Here is a 17,395-nt window from a genome sequence, read left to right as displayed (position 1 = left end):
AATCATATGAAAAACATATATATTATTGCCGTAATTGCTTTTATTACAGTGGGTTGTCAGGAGAAGAAAGAGCGAATTGAAAGAGAAGGCGAACCGCCTGTAGTTCTCGTGAAATCTGAAGATGACGAGATGAATTCTGCTATTGAAAATGCTAAAAAGACGTTTGAAAAAGAATTTCACACAGCCCTTTTAAGCAAAAATCCAAATTATTCAAATTTTACAATCAAACAAAGATTTGATTTGCCGGATAATAACGGTGAACACATTTGGATTGGCGATATTACGTTTAAAAATGGTAAATATAAAGGTGTGATTCAAAATGAACCTTACGAACAAATTGGTGTTAAGCTGGGTGATACTGTTGATGTAGATATCTATAATCTGTCGGATTGGATGTATCACAATAAAAATATTGTAAAAGGAGGTTACACCGTTAAAGTTTTACGAAAATCGTTAACCCATGAAGAGAAAAAACAGATGGATGTTGGCGGTTTGATTTACGAATAATTTCATATTCATTGATTACTATTAATAATGAAAAAGGCTTGCAAACTGTTTAAAAGAATTATTGGCGTTCTCATTTTGTGGTTTCTTATTCATTCTGTGTTGATTATTTACGATGGTTTGAGAGATAAAAATCAAAATGCTGATGTAGCCATTGTCCTTGGAAATAAAATAAATACCGATGGAACTGTTTCCAAAAGGCTGAAAGCCAGACTCAATAAAAGCGTTGAGTTGTACAGTGCAAAGCGTATCGATAAAATTATAGTAAGCGGCGGATTTGGAAAGGAAGGTTTCTGGGAAGGAGATAAAATGAAAGAATATTTAGAATCTAAAAATATTCCTTCAGATAAAATAATTGTTGATAATTATGGAAATGATACAGAGAAAACGGTCGAAAATTCTATTAGAATCATGGACAGTCTAAATATGAAAAGTGCGATTTCTGTTTCGCAGTATTTTCATCAAACCAGAACAAAGCAATTGTTTAGAAAACATCATTTTAAAAATATTGAAAGTTCAAGCCCGAATTATTTCGAACTTCGGGATTTCTATTCTGTTATCAGAGAGTTTTTCGGTTTTTACGCAGAATTGCTTTAATAAATGAAAATTTCAAAATTGATTTTGTAATTTTACACTCATTACTCATTACTCATTACTCATTACTCATTACTCATTACTCATTACTCATTACTCATGAAAATAACTCTCAACCGAATCAACAACGATTTTTTATTTGAATGTACCAACAGTCAGGGAAATTCAATTCTTTTAGATAATACTTCACAGCCCGGAGCCAAAGGAGTTTCTCCCATGGAAAGCGTGATGATGGCAGTTGCAGGATGCAGCGGAATTGATGTAGTTTCAATTTTAAAAAAACAGAGACAGGAAATTACAGATTTTAAAGCTGAAGTTGAAGGTGAAAGAATTCCTGTAGACGATGCAAAACCTTTTAAATCAATGGTAGTAAAATTCTTTCTGGAAGGAAATATCGATCCTAAAAAAGCCTTAAAAGCTTCGGAATTATCTTTTGAAAAATACTGCTCCGTCTCAAAAACACTCGAACCGAATGTGGAAATCAGCTACGAAGTTTTTGTGAATGGAGAAAAGGTAACTTCGTAAAAAAACCGGATAAATCAGATTATTCAGCATAAAAAAATCCGTTCTGTTTTGCAGAACGGATTTTATCTTTTGTAAGAAAATCTATTTTTTAATAATTTTCATGCTCTTTACAGAACCGTCATTCATAATTGAAGTAAGGATATAAACGCCGGCTTTTAAATCAGATAACTGAATTGAAGAAGATGGTTTATCAATACTTTTTACAGCAATTCCTGAGAAATCAGTGATTGTTATTTTTCTGATGTTTTCATGATTTTTAATATTCAAAACATTCTGAAAAGGGTTAGGATATGCAGAAATTTCTTTTGTCTTATTTTGGGTTTCGGCGGTTGCCAGTTGAGGAAGAGCCGCCAAGGTAACGGTTACTTTCCAGGTATTGTTGTCTACCTTATTGTAATCTGGAGAACATCCTGATCCACCGTACGTTCTCCATGTGCGAAGATCAAAATTTACTGTTCCTGTGAGATCATTAGCAAGTGCCAGGCCTGTTCTGTTATAAGAAAATGTTCCCGTGTTACTACCGCTTCCAGAGGATATGGCAGACTCTGTATTTCCATTGGTAGAACAAACCAAAATACTTTTTTGTTCAGACATCCATCCGTTGCCTGCGGTAGACATATTGTAAGATACGCTTGTTGAATTAATTTTGTATCCGGCAGGAATTGTAATAGACATAGTTCCCGGGCAACTGGTTGTGCTGGTAGTATCTAAGCCTGTACTATTATATTCTGTATTAATATCACCTGCTGTGTAAGTAACTGAAATCTGTCCGGTCGTAAAGCTGGTCATTTTCCAGAATCCCTGTAATGTGCCACAGTTTGAACGTACCCAGAGGTTGTAAGTCTGTCCGGTTTGAAGTCCGGGTAAAGTGAGTGATGTAGTTCCTGCTGCAACACTTCCTGTAGGTGTTGTTGTTGCTGTAGGTGCAGTGGAAGAAGTTGTCAGATAGTATTGATAGCCTGCTGAAGGAGCCGTTGAGGGAGCTGTCCAGTTAATGGAAGCACCATTCATTGTGGTAGTAGAAGTAAAATTTGTAGGAGCAGGGCAACTTGTATACAGATCGGCTGAGAAAGCAAAAATATTAGGTATTCCGCCTGTTCCGGTTTTAGTTACCATAATACTTTGAATAAGTTTTGACTGATTGGCCGCGGAAATCGCCAAAGGAATCTGATAAAGTCGTGGATTTGTACCGTTTCCGGATTCCAGATTGTCATTGGTTCTATTAATTCTTCCGATTCCCTGAATTGCATAATTACTACCTCCATACCAGTCTGAAATACTTAATCCTGTAAAAGTTTGGGTTGTAGTGTCAGAAAAGTTTACTGTAACATCTACTGTACACGCTCCGCTACCACCAGTTGCCAGCATATATAAACCTAATGCTGCTGTGGGAGTAGACAGTGTTAATGTTCCTGTACTGCCAGCAGTTTCTAATCTGAGAGAATTATTGGAGCTGTAAGGAGCAAGCTGATACTGAAGTCCGGCTGTTGAAGCTGCAGCAGTAGTTATAATTCCGTTTGTAGGTAAGCCATAGGTGAGTGGAGTGCTTGTTGCTGTCAGCTGAAAGTCTCTTGATATGAAATTGTAGCTTACTCCGTCTACATCATTATTTGTAGACGTTGCTGAGGTTCCAACACCGTTTGCAATTACATCAGCATTAAAGCCAGATAATGGGATCGGCTGGTATTCCTGAGCTTGTAAAGAATTAACAAACATGCTGGACACAAGAAATCCAACAACAGGAAGTAGTTTTGTTTTCATAAATAGTATTTAGAAGATTGTTGGTGCTAATATAACAATTGTTTTGCGATAATTTTTCTATTTTAATAAAATAATTCACTTATTGTTATTTTTCGTGTAATCGATGATTGGGTGTCTAAATCTAAAATGATAACAGTTAAAAATTATTTTCATAAGATTTAAATACAGAAAATCCTCTCTCATAACTGAAAGAGGATTTAAAATTTGATAAGAAATTGATTTAAATTAAAAATTCAATCTCGGTTTCAAAAGTTTCGCCACGGTAGCCGTCCATCCTGTCTGATGCGAAGCTCCCACGCCGCGGCCGTTGTCACCATGGAAATATTCAAAAAATGTAATGTAATCCTTGAAATTTTCATCAAAATTAAATTTGTCGTAATCTCCGTTGAAAGCTCTTCTTCCGTTTTCATCTTTAAGGAATATCGAGCAAAGTCTGTGGCTGATATCCTGTGCCACTTCGTCAAGATTTTTCTTTTCTCCGCTTCCTGTCGGGAATTCAACTTTCAGGCTGTTGCCGTAGTAAAAATGAAAACGCTGAAGACTTTCCACAATCAAAAAGTTGATAGGAAACCAAATTGGTCCGCGCCAGTTACTATTTCCTCCAAACATTCGGCTGTCGCTTTCTGCAGGAGTATAATAAACTACATTTTCGGTGCCGTGAACAGAAAAAATAAATGGATTTTCCTCATAAACTTTCGACATTGCGCGGATACCGTAATCGCTAAGAAACTCTTTCTGGTCAAGCATTCTGCTCAGCACTTTGGTCAGTCTGGTTCTTCTTACAATGCTCATTAAATGTTTACGGCCGTGACCCTCCTCATCCCAGTGAGAAACCAGTTTTGCGAGTTCTGGTTTGTTTTTAAGAATCCATTCCATTCTTCCCTGGAAATTCGGCATTTTTTCAAGGAGATGATGGTCAATAATTTCTACGGCAAATAAAGGAATTAATCCCACAATACTTCTCAGTCTCAGCGATACTGAATCGCCGTTCTGTAACTGTAAAACATCGTAGAAAAAGCCGTCTTCCTCGTTCCACAGACCTTTTGTGCCCTCACCAAGATTTTCCATAGCCTCGGCAATATAGAGGTAATGCTCGAAAAACTTAATGGCCATATCTTCATAAACCTGATAATACTGAGCCAGTTCCATCGCCATTCTCATCATGTTGAGTGCGTACATTGCCATCCAGCTTGTACCATCGGCCTGCTCAAGATGTTCGCCGTCTCTGAGTTCCATATTCCGGTCGAAAGCACCGATGTTATCAAGGCCTAAAAATCCTCCGCCAAAAATATTTTTACCGTTTTTATCCTTACGGTTCACCCACCATGTGAAATTCAGAAGCAGCTTCTGGAATACTTTTTCCAAAAACAGGAGATCGGGTTTCCCGTTATGTTTTTCATCAATTTTAAATACCCTGAAGCAGGACCAGGCATGAACGGGTGGATTTACATCACTCAGGTTCCATTCATAGGCAGGCATCTGTCCGTTGGGATGCATGTACCATTCTTTGGTAAGCAGGAGTAATTGGTTTTTTGCAAAATTAGCGTCAATAATAGCATAAGGAACGCAATGGAATGCCAGATCCCACGTTGCATACCAGGGATATTCCCACTTGTCGGGCATGGAGATAATATCTTTGTTGTGAAGATGATCCCATTCCACATTTCTTACGTAGTCGTTAAAATTTCTTGGAGCTTCAAAATTTGGATCTCCTTTAAGCCATTTTCCAACGTTGTAGTGATAGAACTGTTTGTTCCAGAGAAGACCTGCAAAAGCCTGTCTCTGCACGTTTCTTTCATCTTCATTTAAAATTTCTTCCTGAATGTTTTTATAAAAATCATCAGCTTCACTTATTCTTTCTGCAAAAATCTGATCAAAATTTTCAAACGGACTGTCTGTCTCTTCCGAAGAAAGATTAAACTCAAAAACTTCGGATCCACCGGCTTTGATAATCTTATTAATTGAGATTGCAGCCTTGGAACCGCGTTTTTCAGGATTAACAGTTGCTTCTTTTTTGGTGATGTAATTGTTAATCCCGTCTTTGTAGTAGGTGTTTTCTTTCTCCGGGCAACCATAGACTTTTGGTCTGTTGGTTTCGTTTTCGCAGAAAAGAGTCTCGCCTGAAGAATTAGTATAAAGTTTCTTAATACCAATACTGTCGTGGTAGATGTTGATGTGATTGCTTGAATAAGAGTTGAGCTGCCCTTTGTATTCATTATAACCCCACTTCCAGTTGTTTCTGAACCAAAGCGTAGGCAATACAGTAAGAGGCGCATCCGCTGCACTTCTGTTATGTACGGTTACTCTGACTAATATATCATTTTTCCCGGCCTTACAGTATTCAATAAAAATGTCAAAATATTCATCATTGTCAAAAATTCCTGTGTCTATAATTTCATATTCACGTTCTTTTTTGCTGCGGCTTGCGTTTTCATTCAGAATATCATCGTAAGGAAATTCGTTGATGGGATATTTGTACAGCATTTTCATGTAGCTGTGAGTCGGCGTATTGTCGAGATAATAAAAAAGCTCTTTCACATCTTCGCCATGATTCCCCTGTGGATTGCTGAGCCCAAAAAACCTCTCTTTTACCATTTTGTCTTTCCCGTTCCAGAAAGACAGGGCAAAACACAGCAGCTGTTTGTGATCGGAGATTCCCGCAATACCTTCTTCGCCCCACCGGTAGGTATAGCTTTCAGCAATATCGTGGTTGGTGAAAGTCCATGCGTTACCGTTCGGGCTATAGTCTTCACGCACATTTCCCCATTGCCTGTTGCTTACGTATGGTCCCCAGTTTTGCCAGTCGTGACTGTCTAATCTTTCTTTTTCTACACTCATAAAGCTCCTTTTTCTTTACGAATTTAATTTTTTTGTGATAGAAAACCAATTTTTACTATCTGAATTATTGTTAACAGAGTTTATTAATGCTTTATTAAAGGTATTTTCGAATGTTAAATTAAATTATTTTAGTATTTAAAAATAATGATATATCTTTGCATCATTCGATCATTCACATATTGAAAATGTTATCAAGAAAGGTTGAGGGACAGACCCTGTGAAACCTTAGCAACCCTTTGCGCAAGCGAAGAAGGTGCTACGTTCTACCAAAAGTTTTTATTTTTTGGACAGATAACTTACTGAAGTTCTTTTCAGCCATTTCTCATGGCATTTTCAAATTGTATTATCAAAAAGTATAATAGAATTGAAAACAGAACTGCAACATATTAATTTTCCGTATCAAACCAATTCCCACAAGGAATACCAGATCTCATTAAGCTACCAGCTTTTTGGGCAAGACCTGTTTTCTGCACCCATCATTTTAATCAATCATGCATTAACCGGAAATTCAAACGTGGCCGGAGAAAAAGGTTGGTGGAAACGGTTGATTGGTGAAAATCAGGTGATTGATACCAATAAATATACAGTACTCTGTTTCAATATTCCCGGAAACGGATATGATGATTTTTTAATTGACGACTGGTCAGATTTCACGCCTTCAGACATAGCAAATATTTTTCTGAAAGGTCTTGAAATTTTAAATATTAAAAACGTTTACGCTATTATCGGAGGCTCTCTGGGAGGTGGAATTGGCTGGGAAATGTTGGCTAAAAATCCTGATCTGTCAGAGCTTTTTATTCCGATTGCATGTGATTCTAAAACCCATGATTGGTTACACGCCCAATGTCTGGTTCAGAAATTTTTATTAAACGGAAATGATGAGCCACTGCAGAAAGCAAGAATTCATGCGATGCTGTGCTACAGAACACCACAGTCTTTAAACGACAGATTTCAAAATACATATAATCAGGACAAACAAAAGTTAGAATCGGAAGACTGGCTGAATTATCATGGGAAATCGCTTGCCGAAAGATTTAGTTTAAAATCTTATCAGTTGATGAACCATTTACTGATGAACATCAATGCAAACGATAAAGATTTAGGTAAAATCAAAGCACGAATGCACATGATCTCTGTAGATACAGATCTTTTTTTTCCGGCTTCTGAAATCCGAATGTGTTTTACTAAGCTGAAAGCTGAGAAAGACGATGTTTTCTATCACGAGATCAAATCAATTCACGGGCACGACGCCTTTTTAATGGAATACGAACAGTTAAATTATATCATAAAAAATATTTTGTAGATGAAAGCGAATGCAAGCGAAATAAAATTTTTTAAAAACAGATCAATCATCAAATTTGAGGGAGCAGATTTCTTAGGTGAAATCGGGATTGACGGAAGGGTTTTTAAGGCACTTACTCTGGCGCGAATCAGTGTAGGAGTGATTTCTCAGCAGGCCGTTGAGAACGGATTGTCTATTCTTGTACACGAAGACGACTCTGAAAAAGCAGTAACCTGCCTAATCGAGGAGTTTGCTCCCGAAAGAAAATCAGGAAAAGTTTCTCAGATTTACAGCATCAACAATGTGTCTGTCATTGGTTTTGTGGCAGATGATTTAAATAAAATACTTTCAGAACTGGCGAGAAACAATGTTTTCCCGTTGCTTTTGAATCAAAACTCAAGCGAGAAGCGTATCAATATTGTGGTGACTTCTTCTCAGGATGAGAAAACTAAAAACATCATTGAATCGGAAATTTTCAAGAAACCAAAAACGGTTCACCTGGCCATTATCGGTCACGGAAATGTTGGGAAAACTTTAATCGAGCAGGTTTTGCATTCTTCCGAAGAAATTAAAAGAAGAAAAAATATTCACCTGAAAGTCGTGGCAGTGGCGAATTCCAGAAAAATTGCTTTCAATAAAAAAGGATTTGATAACACGTGGAGCGATGAGGTTTTCGCAGCTGAAAAATCTTCAAATGTTGAGGAATTAATTAATTTCTCAAAAGAAAATCAGCTTGAAAACCTGATTGTTGTAGATAACACAGCAAGTGTAGACTTCGTTAAAAACTATCAGGCCTTGGCTGAAAATGGATTTGATTTGGTTTCATCCAACAAAATTTTCAATACACTTCCGATTGAAGAATACCGTAAACTAAGATATACGTTGAACAAAAATAACAAACGTTATCTTTACGAAACCAATGTGGGTGCAGGTTTACCGCTAATTGATACAATTAAATTGCTACACCTTTCAGGAGAAAATATTACCAGAATCAAAGGGGTTTTCTCTGGAACATTGAGTTATGTGTTCAATAATTTTTCTTTGCGCGATGATAAATTTTCTACCATCGTAAATGAAGCTTTAGAAAAAGGCTTCACAGAACCGGATCCGAGAGAAGATTTATCAGGAAACGACGTTGCCAGAAAACTTTTGATTTTGGCGAGAGAATTAGATTTAATTAATGAATTCAGTGACATTAATATTCAAAATTTAGTTCCTGAAGCATTGCTTTCAGTTTCAAAACAGGAATTCCTTTCAAGACTGGAAGAACTGGATGAAGAATACGACAAAATAAAGAAAAATCAGGAGCCGAATCATGTTTTAAGATATGTTGGTGACCTGCATGGAGATTTACAGAAAGAAAAAGGTAAGCTGGATGTGAAATTAATTTCTGTTCCTGCAACTTCAGCTTTAGGACAACTGAAAGGTTCAGACTCAATTTTTGAAATCTACACCGAAAGTTATGGTGAAAACCCAATCGTCATCATGGGAGCCGGAGCCGGAGCGAAAGTGACTGCCCGCGGCGTTTTTGGTGATATTTTAAGATTGAGTGAAACAAAATAAATAAATGTACCAATATAACGATGTACTAATGTACCAATCGTGAAATGCAGTAAATATTGGTAAACTGTTAAACTGGTACATTGTTACATTAGATTAAATTTATGGAAAACGAAAATTTCGAAACGCTTGCAATAAGAACTCAAACTGAGAGAACCCAGTTTGACGAGCATTCTACACCTTTGTATCTTACGTCAAGCTTTATTTTTGAGGATGCGGAAGATATGAGAGCGAGTTTCGCTGAGGAGAAATCCAAAAATCTGTACAGCCGGTTTTCAAATCCGAACGTCACAGAATTTACAGATAAAATTGTAAAAATGGAAGGCGCAGAAGCTGGGTACGCTTTTGCCACCGGCATGGCTGCGATTTACTCTACCTTTGCAACATTGCTGAATGCGGGAGATCACATTGTGAGCTGCCAGTCGGTTTTCGGGTCTACGCACACGCTGTTCACAAAGTATTTCCCGAAATGGAATATTGAAACGACTTATTTCAAAGCCGAAGATTCTGAAAATGTAGAAAATTACATCAGACCCAATACAAAAATTCTGTATCTGGAAACACCTACCAATCCGGCCATAGAAATTTTAGACTTGGAATATTTTGGTAAGATTGCAAAGAAACACAATCTAATTTTCATTGTAGACAACTGTTTTGCGACGCCTTATCTTCAGCAGCCAATCAAATACGGAGCTGATCTGGTTGTTCATTCTGCGACGAAACTTATTGACGGTCAGGGTCGTGTTTTGGGTGGAGTAGCGGTTGGCAGAGAAGATTTAATCAGAGAAATTTATCTTTTTGCCAGAAATACAGGTCCTGCAATGTCGCCTTTTAATGCTTGGGTTTTATCAAAAAGCCTGGAAACGCTTGCGATCCGTGTAGAAAGACACTGCGAGAATGCATTGAAAGTCGCAGAGTTTTTAGAAAATCATCCCAATGTTGAATTGGTAAAATATCCGTTTTTAAAATCGCATCCGAGCTATGAGATTGCCAAAAAACAAATGAAACTGGGTGGAAATGTGGTCGCTTTCGAAATCAAAGGCGGCATTGAAGGTGGCAGAAACTTTTTAGATAAAATAAAAATGTGCTCGCTGTCTGCCAATCTGGGCGATACCCGAACGATTGTGACGCATCCGGCATCTACAACGCACTCCAAGCTGTCTGATGAGGAAAGAAATGAAGTGGGAATCACCGCAGGATTGGTTCGCTGCTCGGTAGGTCTGGAAAATGTGGATGATATTATTGCAGATTTGAAGCAGGCGTTAGGGTAGGATGATTTGGGCAGCTGTATCCGCCTTCCACTCCCGCTTTTTTGCCTCCGCTGCGCTGCGGCAAAAAGAGCTCCGTTCAAGTCGGGCTGCAAGAGATTCAGCGCAAAAATTAGAAAAATTAGAATATAATTCGTGTAATTAGTATTAAAAAAAATGAAAAATTCAGCACAACTATACAAAGCCCTTTCCGAGAGAATCCTGATTCTTGACGGAGCAATGGGAACCATGCTTCAGCGTTACAAATTTGAGGAAGAAGATTACCGCGGCGAGCGTTTCAAAGACTGGGAACATCCCGTAAAAGGAAACAACGACCTGCTTTCTCTGACGCAGCCTCACGCAATTGAAGAAGTTCACAGAAAATATCTGGACGCCGGCGCCGATATTCTGGAAACCAACACATTTTCCGGAACAACCATCGCAATGGCAGATTATCACATGGAAGATCTGGTGTACGAACTCAACTACGAATCTGCGAAGATCGCCAGAAAAGTTTGTGATGAGTTCACGGCTCAAAATCCTGATAAACCGAGATTTGTGGCTGGCTCTATCGGACCGACCAACAGAACAGCAAGTTTAAGTCCGGACGTGAACGATCCAGGTTACCGTGCGATCACTTTTGAAGACTTGAGACTGGCATACAAACAACAGTCAGAAGCATTGCTGGACGGTGGTTCAGATATTCTTTTAGTAGAAACAATTTTCGATACACTGAATGCAAAAGCAGCATTATTTGCCATCGACGAAATTCAGGAAGAAAGAGGAATTCAAATTCCAATCATGGTTTCTGGAACGATTACAGATGCCTCAGGTAGAACATTGAGCGGACAAACCGCTGAAGCATTTTTGATCTCAGTCTCGCATTTGAATTTACTGAGTGTTGGATTCAACTGTGCGTTGGGAGCCAATCAGTTAACGCCGTATTTGGAAACACTGGCGCACAATTCAGAATTCCACGTTTCGGCTTATCCCAATGCTGGTCTTCCGAATGCTTTCGGGCAGTACGATGAATCTCCGGATCAGATGGCTGCTCAGATTAAAGAATATGTAGAAAAAGGATTGATCAATATCATCGGTGGATGCTGTGGTACAACGCCGGAACACATCAAAGCCATTGCTGACTTGGTGGACAAATACGAGCCGAGAAAAGTGAAGGATTTTGTATGATTTTTGATTGTTGAAAATTTAGAACGAGTATAAAAACTTTTTTTTAAATCCAAATCAACGATCTTATGGAAAAGCCATTTTACCTTAAAAATTCCGACGATACCAAACTGTTTAATGAATTAAGAAAAAGAGTGAACCAGCGTGTAGAAACACTTCCGCAAAACAGAGATGTTTACATTCAGATCAAAGCCATTATTTTGCCTTTGGTCTATTTTGGTTTGTATGTGTTTGCGCTTTTCAATGCAGATAGGCCTTGGGTTTATATTTCGAGTTTTGTGTTGATGGGGATTTCTCTGGTTTTAATTTATTTAAATTTAATTCACGAAGCGGCGCACAACAATATCTTTAAAAATAAAAAACTCAACAGTCTCGTTTTGCAGATTTTCGATGTTGTCGGTGCCAATTCCTACATCTGGAAGAAGCGTCACATCGCAGCGCATCACGCCTACCCAAATGTAGATGGCTGGGATACTGACATCGAGCAAAGCGGACTTTTACTGATCGTTCCATGGATTAAGGCTAAAGGAATTCAGAAATTCCAACACTTCTTTTTCTTTTTGGTGTATCCTCTATATTTGTTCAACTGGATGTTTATCAGAGATTTCAGGGATTTTTTTGATAAGGAAAGAGTGATTTTAAAAACGCAGGGAAAAATTCCGGTTTCGGAAAAAATTAAAATGATCAGTTTCAAATTATTTTACTTTTTCTATCAGATTGCCGTTCCTGTTTTATTTTTTAAAGTTTCAATAGGTTTGGCTCTGGCTGCTTGGTTTTTACAAGTGATTGCGGCAAGTGTTTTTGCACTTTTTGTACTGTTGCCACTGCATCCGCTGCCAGACAATGCTTTTCCTAAACTGGATGAAAAAAACGGACTTCCTTTCAGCTGGATCCGTCATCAGCTTGAGGTGACCAATGATTTAAAAGAAAACAACTGGTTCGTGAGAAACGTTTTGGGAAATTTCAACTTTCACGTTGCCCATCATCTTTTCCCAAATTACAGCTATATGTATTATAATGAAATCACAGAGGAAATTGAGCAGTTCGCCAGAGAAAATAATCTGGGGTACAAACGATTTCCAATTTTTACCGCTTTGGGTAAACATGTCGATTTGCTGAAGCAAAATGCAAACAACGCTTATTTTATTTTAGAAGAATAAATGGGTTAAAATAGAAGCTGAATATTGAGTACAGTTGATATTTAAGAACTTAGTGTGCTTTTACAACGTTAAGGTTTTGTAAAACTCAAAACAGTAAGTATTTAAAAAAAACTTAGTGTTCAAAATGATGATAAAAATTTAAATTAAAAACAAATCAATTTAGAGATTCCAAACATTGGTAACTGTTAAACTGATCAATTGTTAGATTAAAAAAAACATGAAATATTTAAGATTATCAGGGCTTGAGCCACTGATTATTACTCCGGAATCAAATTTTATCAACGTTGGTGAAAGAACCAATGTTGCCGGATCTAAAAAGTTTTTAAGATTAATAAAAGAAGAGAAATTTTCTGAAGCCTTAGATATCGCAAGAGATCAGGTGGATGGCGGTGCTCAGATCCTTGACGTGAATTTTGACGACGGTTTGATCGACGGAAAAGCTTCCATGATCAAATTCCTGAACCTTATTGGTTCCGAACCGGATATTTCCAAAATTCCAATCATGGTCGATTCTTCCAAATGGGAAATTCTGGAAGCTGGTTTACAGGTTGTTCAGGGGAAATGTGTGGTGAATTCGATCAGTTTAAAGGAAGGAAAAGAAGAGTTTGTAAAACACGCAAAAGCCATTAAAAGATATGGAGCTGCGGTAATTGTTATGGCATTCGATGAGGTCGGGCAAGCTGATAATTACGAAAGAAGACTTGAAATTACCAAACGTTCTTACGATATTTTGGTGGATGAGGTTAAATTTCCTGCTGAAGATATTATTTTCGATTTAAATATATTCCCCGTTGCAACAGGAATGGATGAACACCGTCGCAACGCAATCGATTTCATTGAAGCAACACGTTGGGTTAGGCAAAATCTTCCTTACGCTTCGGTGAGTGGTGGCGTTTCCAATGTTTCGTTCTCGTTCCGTGGAAATGATACGGTGCGTGAAGCGATGCACTCAGTTTTCCTTTATCATGCGATTCAGGCTGGGATGAACATCGGTATTGTAAATCCGGCCATGCTTGAGGTTTATGATGAAATCAATAAAGAACTTTTAGAACTGGTTGAAGACGTAATTCTCGACAAAAGAGAAGATGCTACTGAGCGCCTTTTAGATTATTCTGAACGGAATAAATCGGTTAAAAAAGAAAAAGTAGAAGAACTCGAATGGCGTACTCATCCTTTGCAGGACAGAATTACGCATTCTTTGGTTAAAGGAATCGACCGTTTTATCGAAGAAGATGTTGAGGAAGCCAGATTGCAGTCTGAAAGGCCACTCCACGTGATTGAAGTCAATCTGATGACCGGAATGGGCGTTGTCGGAGATTTATTCGGAAGCGGAAAAATGTTTCTCCCACAGGTGGTAAAGTCTGCGAGGGTAATGAAGAAAGCTGTAGCTTATCTTCAGCCATTCATCGAAGCCGAAAAAGATGTGGCCCAGAAACCGAATGGAAAAATTCTGATGGCAACCGTTAAAGGCGACGTTCACGATATCGGAAAAAATATTGTGAGTGTGGTTTTGGGTTGTAATAATTATGATATTGTCGATTTGGGAGTGATGGTTCCTGCCGAGAAAATTATTCAGGCAGCCATTGATCACAACGTGGATGTTATTGGTTTGAGTGGATTGATCACGCCAAGTTTGGATGAAATGGTCTACATTGCCTCAGAACTGGAAAGACAAAATTTAAATTTCCCTTTATTAATCGGTGGTGCAACAACTTCGAAAGCGCACACAGCTGTTAAGATTGATCTAAAATATAAAAACGCTGTCGTTCACGTGAATGATGCTTCCAGAGCGGTAAACGTGGTGAGTTCATTGCTTGGAGACCGAAATAAAGAATATGTGGATGATCTGAAAAGTGATTATTCAGATTTCAGGGAAAAGTTCCTGAACAGACAGGTTGATAAAAACTATGTTTCCATTGAAGATGCCCGAAAAGATAAGTTTAAAATCGATTGGGAAAATGAAGAAATTTTCACACCCAATAACTTAGGAATTCAGGTTTTCGAAAATCAGGATTTGGAAGAATTAATACCTTTCATCGACTGGTCACCGTTTTTCAGAAGCTGGGATCTCCACGGAAAGTATCCGAATATTTTTGATGATGAGGTTGTAGGCGAGCAGGCAAAAGAATTATTTGCAGACGGACAGAAAATCCTGAAGAAAATTGTAGATGAAAAACTTTTGGTTGCCAAAGCGATCTTTGGAATTTTCAAAGCCAATTCAACCGAGACTGATGACATTTTAATTTTTGATGAAAATGATCAGGAAAAAGTCAAATTTTTAACGCTGAGACAACAGGTTCAGAAATCAAAAGGTAAAGATTATATCGCGCTGAGTGATTTTATTGCACCTAAAAGTTCAGGAAAGACCGATTACATGGGTGCGTTCTGTGTTTGCACAGGTTTCGGAACGGATGAACTGTCTGATCAGTATGAAAAAGATAACGACGATTACAACGCCATCATGGTAAAAGCCATCGCCGACCGTTTTGCAGAAGCTTACGCAGAATTTTTACATAAAAAAGTGCGTACAGAATATTGGGGTTACGCCAATCAGGAAAATTTAAGCAACGAAGATTTAATTGCCGAAAAATATAAAGGAATTCGTCCTGCACCGGGTTATCCCGCTTGTCCGGATCATTTGGAGAAACATGCGATTTGGGATCTTTTAAATGTAGAAGAAGAAATCGGTGTTTATCTTACTGAAAGTTTAGCGATGTTCCCTACAGCAGCGGTTTCCGGATATTATTTTGGAAGTCCGCACGCCAAATATTTCGGTTTAGGAAAAATTTCAGAAGATCAGTTGAAAGAATATTCTGTAAGGAAAGGAATTTCTTTACAGGAAGCCAAAAAATGGCTGAACCCGAATTTGGCAGATGGAATTTAATTAAGATTATGAAAGATGATTTCGACTTTATTGCCTATTTAAGATATAGAACAACCGATGAAGGTGGTAGAATGACTCCCGCAAAATCAGGATATAGGCCTCAAATGAGGTTTGATTTTGAGAAAATAACTTCATCTGGGAGACAGGTTTTCATTAATAAAGAATGGGTTTTCCCTGGTGATGCGGTCGAAGCAGAAATAACATTACTATCTCCACAATTTTTCGAAAATAAATTATTTGAAGGATTAAAATTCGAATTTATAGAGGGTTCAAAAATTATTGGAATTGGAGAGATTCAGAAAATCAAAAACGAAACTTTAAAGAAAGATATTTAAAAATAAAATGAAAATCACAGACCACATAAAAAACGCCAACGGCAAAACTCTATTTTCCTTAGAGGTAGTTCCGCCTCAAAAGGGAATCGGGATTGAAGATTTATATAAAAATATCGACCCGTTAATGGAATTTAAACCTCCATTTATTGACGTCACGACTTCACGAGAAGAATATATTTACATCGACAAAGGAAACGGTTTGATGGAGCGCAGAATCACGAGAATGCGTCCCGGAACTTTGGGAATTTGTGCGGCAATTCAGCATAAATACAATGTAGATACTGTTCCACACCTGCTTTGTGGAGGTTTTACCAAAGAAGAAACAGAATATCTTTTGGTAGACTGTATGTATTTGGGAATAGACAATATTATGGCACTTCGTGGCGATGCGATGAAAGGTCATCAGTATTTTGAAGCCACTCCAGGCGGTCATTCAAGTGCTATGGATTTGGTGAATCAGATCAATAATTTGGGAAGAGGAAAGTATCTTCACGACGATCAGGCCTGCGATGAGCACAACAAATTCTGCATCGGAGTTGCCGGTTATCCCGAAAAACACATGGAAGCCCCATCAATGAATTACGATCTGAAATGGCTCAAGCAAAAAGTAGATGCCGGCGCAGATTATATCGTAACCCAAATGTTTTTTGACAATAAAAAGTACATCGAATTTGTAACCAAAGCCCGTGAAATGGGAATTACAGTTCCCATTATTCCGGGAATTAAACCGATTGCAACTAAAAAGCATTTAAAATTACTGCCGCAGGTTTTCAAAATTGATCTTCCTGAAGATTTGATTAATGCCGTGGAAAGTGCGAAAAACAATGAAGCCGTAAAACAGATCGGCGTGGAATGGGCCATCAGCCAATGCAAGGAATTGCTTGATTTTGGTGTTCCTGTACTGCATTTTTACTCGATGGGTAAAAGTGATAATATTAAAAAAGTGGCTGGAGAGCTGTTTTAAATAGTTAGTAAAAGTGAAAAAGATAAGGCTTCAGAGATTTTCTGAAGCCTTATTGTTTATATTCTGTCTGATATTGAATCAACTGATCAAAAACACTTTTCGTCGTCGGTTTTGAAGAATTGGTATTGAAAATAAACATTCCGCTGTCGATATTAAAAAAATATTTTTTTGTATCATCGCTCACCGAAAACCATTTCAACAGTCCATTTACCAGATTGATATCTTCCCATCTTATTGACGATTCATCCAAATTGAATGTATGCGGATTCTGATTTAAAGTATCTCTGAAAATGATCTTACGGTCTTCAATATAAATCATTCCGCTTCCCTGAAACGCTTTCAGTTTAAAGAACTCATTTTGCGTATTTCCCATATTGTACCTTACAAAAGCATGATATTCCGGAGTGCCTATTTGTTCCAGAAGAATTTTCTGTTTTTTCTTTCTGCTTTGTGCCGCTAAATAAGCAATCAGAAAAATAATTGCAGGAATAGACAACAGAAAAATGAAAAATAAGATAACGACAAAAATTAATGGTTCCATGATTTTATTTTTTTA

Annotated in this window: 14 protein-coding genes and 1 riboswitch; of the genes, 11 read left to right on the top strand and 3 right to left on the bottom strand. The window is 37.8% G+C overall.

What is annotated here, in order from left to right; all coding sequences use genetic code 11:
• Positions 1 to 6: 6 nt before the first annotated feature.
• The 3 genes from IC610_RS13685 (at position 7) to IC610_RS13675 (ending at position 1,623) form a co-directional block, all read left to right on the top strand.
• Positions 7 to 507, top strand: a complete 501-nt coding sequence (locus tag IC610_RS13685) for a YegJ family protein (protein ID WP_191737373.1) — start codon at positions 7 to 9, stop codon at positions 505 to 507.
• A 27-nt stretch (positions 508 to 534) separates the two neighbouring features.
• Complete coding sequence (locus IC610_RS13680) at positions 535 to 1,101, top strand: YdcF family protein (protein WP_191737372.1); 567 nt, start codon at positions 535 to 537, stop codon at positions 1,099 to 1,101.
• A 96-nt stretch (positions 1,102 to 1,197) separates the two neighbouring features.
• Positions 1,198 to 1,623, top strand: a complete 426-nt coding sequence (locus tag IC610_RS13675; protein ID WP_191737371.1) for an OsmC family protein — start codon at positions 1,198 to 1,200, stop codon at positions 1,621 to 1,623.
• Between the two features lie 81 nt (positions 1,624 to 1,704).
• On the opposite strand, the gene IC610_RS13670 is transcribed toward IC610_RS13675, so the two are convergent.
• Both IC610_RS13670 and IC610_RS13665 read right to left on the bottom strand, forming a co-directional pair.
• The gene (locus IC610_RS13670) at positions 1,705 to 3,384 is read right to left on the bottom strand and encodes a T9SS type A sorting domain-containing protein (RefSeq protein WP_191737370.1); all 1,680 of its coding nucleotides are present in this window, start codon (positions 3,382 to 3,384) and stop codon (positions 1,705 to 1,707) included.
• Between the two features lie 225 nt (positions 3,385 to 3,609).
• A complete protein-coding gene (locus IC610_RS13665) occupies positions 3,610 to 6,222 on the bottom strand; it encodes an MGH1-like glycoside hydrolase domain-containing protein (RefSeq protein ID WP_191737369.1) in 2,613 nt (870 codons plus the stop codon).
• A gap of 185 nt (positions 6,223 to 6,407) precedes the next feature.
• Positions 6,408 to 6,520: riboswitch (SAM riboswitch) on the top strand.
• 66 nt (positions 6,521 to 6,586) lie between these two features.
• Here IC610_RS13665 and IC610_RS20025 point away from each other — a divergent pair.
• From IC610_RS20025 to metF, 8 genes are all read left to right on the top strand, one after another.
• The gene (locus IC610_RS20025; protein WP_228462930.1) at positions 6,587 to 7,525 is read left to right on the top strand and encodes an alpha/beta fold hydrolase; all 939 of its coding nucleotides are present in this window, start codon (positions 6,587 to 6,589) and stop codon (positions 7,523 to 7,525) included.
• A complete protein-coding gene (locus IC610_RS20020) occupies positions 7,526 to 9,067 on the top strand; it encodes an ACT domain-containing protein (protein WP_228462929.1) in 1,542 nt (513 codons plus the stop codon).
• A 101-nt stretch (positions 9,068 to 9,168) separates the two neighbouring features.
• Positions 9,169 to 10,335, top strand: a complete 1,167-nt coding sequence (locus IC610_RS13655; RefSeq protein WP_191737368.1) for an O-succinylhomoserine sulfhydrylase — start codon at positions 9,169 to 9,171, stop codon at positions 10,333 to 10,335.
• A gap of 153 nt (positions 10,336 to 10,488) precedes the next feature.
• Entirely contained in the window at positions 10,489 to 11,499 is a 1,011-nt protein-coding gene (locus IC610_RS13650; RefSeq protein WP_191737367.1) for a homocysteine S-methyltransferase family protein, read from the top strand.
• 65 nt (positions 11,500 to 11,564) lie between these two features.
• Entirely contained in the window at positions 11,565 to 12,656 is a 1,092-nt protein-coding gene (locus tag IC610_RS13645; protein WP_191737366.1) for a fatty acid desaturase family protein, read from the top strand.
• Positions 12,657 to 12,873: 217 nt separating this feature from the next.
• Positions 12,874 to 15,540 (top strand): methionine synthase, encoded by a 2,667-nt coding sequence (gene metH, locus IC610_RS13640; protein ID WP_191737365.1) that lies wholly within the window; start codon positions 12,874 to 12,876, stop codon positions 15,538 to 15,540.
• On the top strand, positions 15,507 to 15,875 hold the full coding sequence (locus tag IC610_RS13635) for an EF-Tu C-terminal domain-related protein (RefSeq protein ID WP_191737545.1): 369 nt from the start codon (positions 15,507 to 15,509) through the stop codon (positions 15,873 to 15,875). Before metH ends, IC610_RS13635 begins: the two co-directional genes overlap by 34 nt.
• A gap of 7 nt (positions 15,876 to 15,882) precedes the next feature.
• Positions 15,883 to 16,839 carry a methylenetetrahydrofolate reductase [NAD(P)H] gene (gene metF, locus IC610_RS13630; protein WP_056076163.1) on the top strand — a complete coding sequence of 319 codons (957 nt, stop codon included), beginning with the start codon at positions 15,883 to 15,885 and terminating at the stop codon, positions 16,837 to 16,839.
• A 49-nt stretch (positions 16,840 to 16,888) separates the two neighbouring features.
• Here the strand turns inward: metF and IC610_RS13625 are convergent, their stop codons facing one another.
• Positions 16,889 to 17,380, bottom strand: coding sequence for a hypothetical protein (locus IC610_RS13625; RefSeq protein WP_191737364.1), 492 nt, complete (start codon positions 17,378 to 17,380; stop codon positions 16,889 to 16,891).
• Positions 17,381 to 17,395: the final 15 nt, after the last annotated feature.

The organism is Chryseobacterium caseinilyticum (genome assembly GCF_014837145.1).
GTDB classification, from domain to species: Bacteria; Bacteroidota; Bacteroidia; order Flavobacteriales; family Weeksellaceae; genus Chryseobacterium; species Chryseobacterium caseinilyticum.
This window is presented reverse-complemented; position numbering and strand designations above follow the sequence as displayed.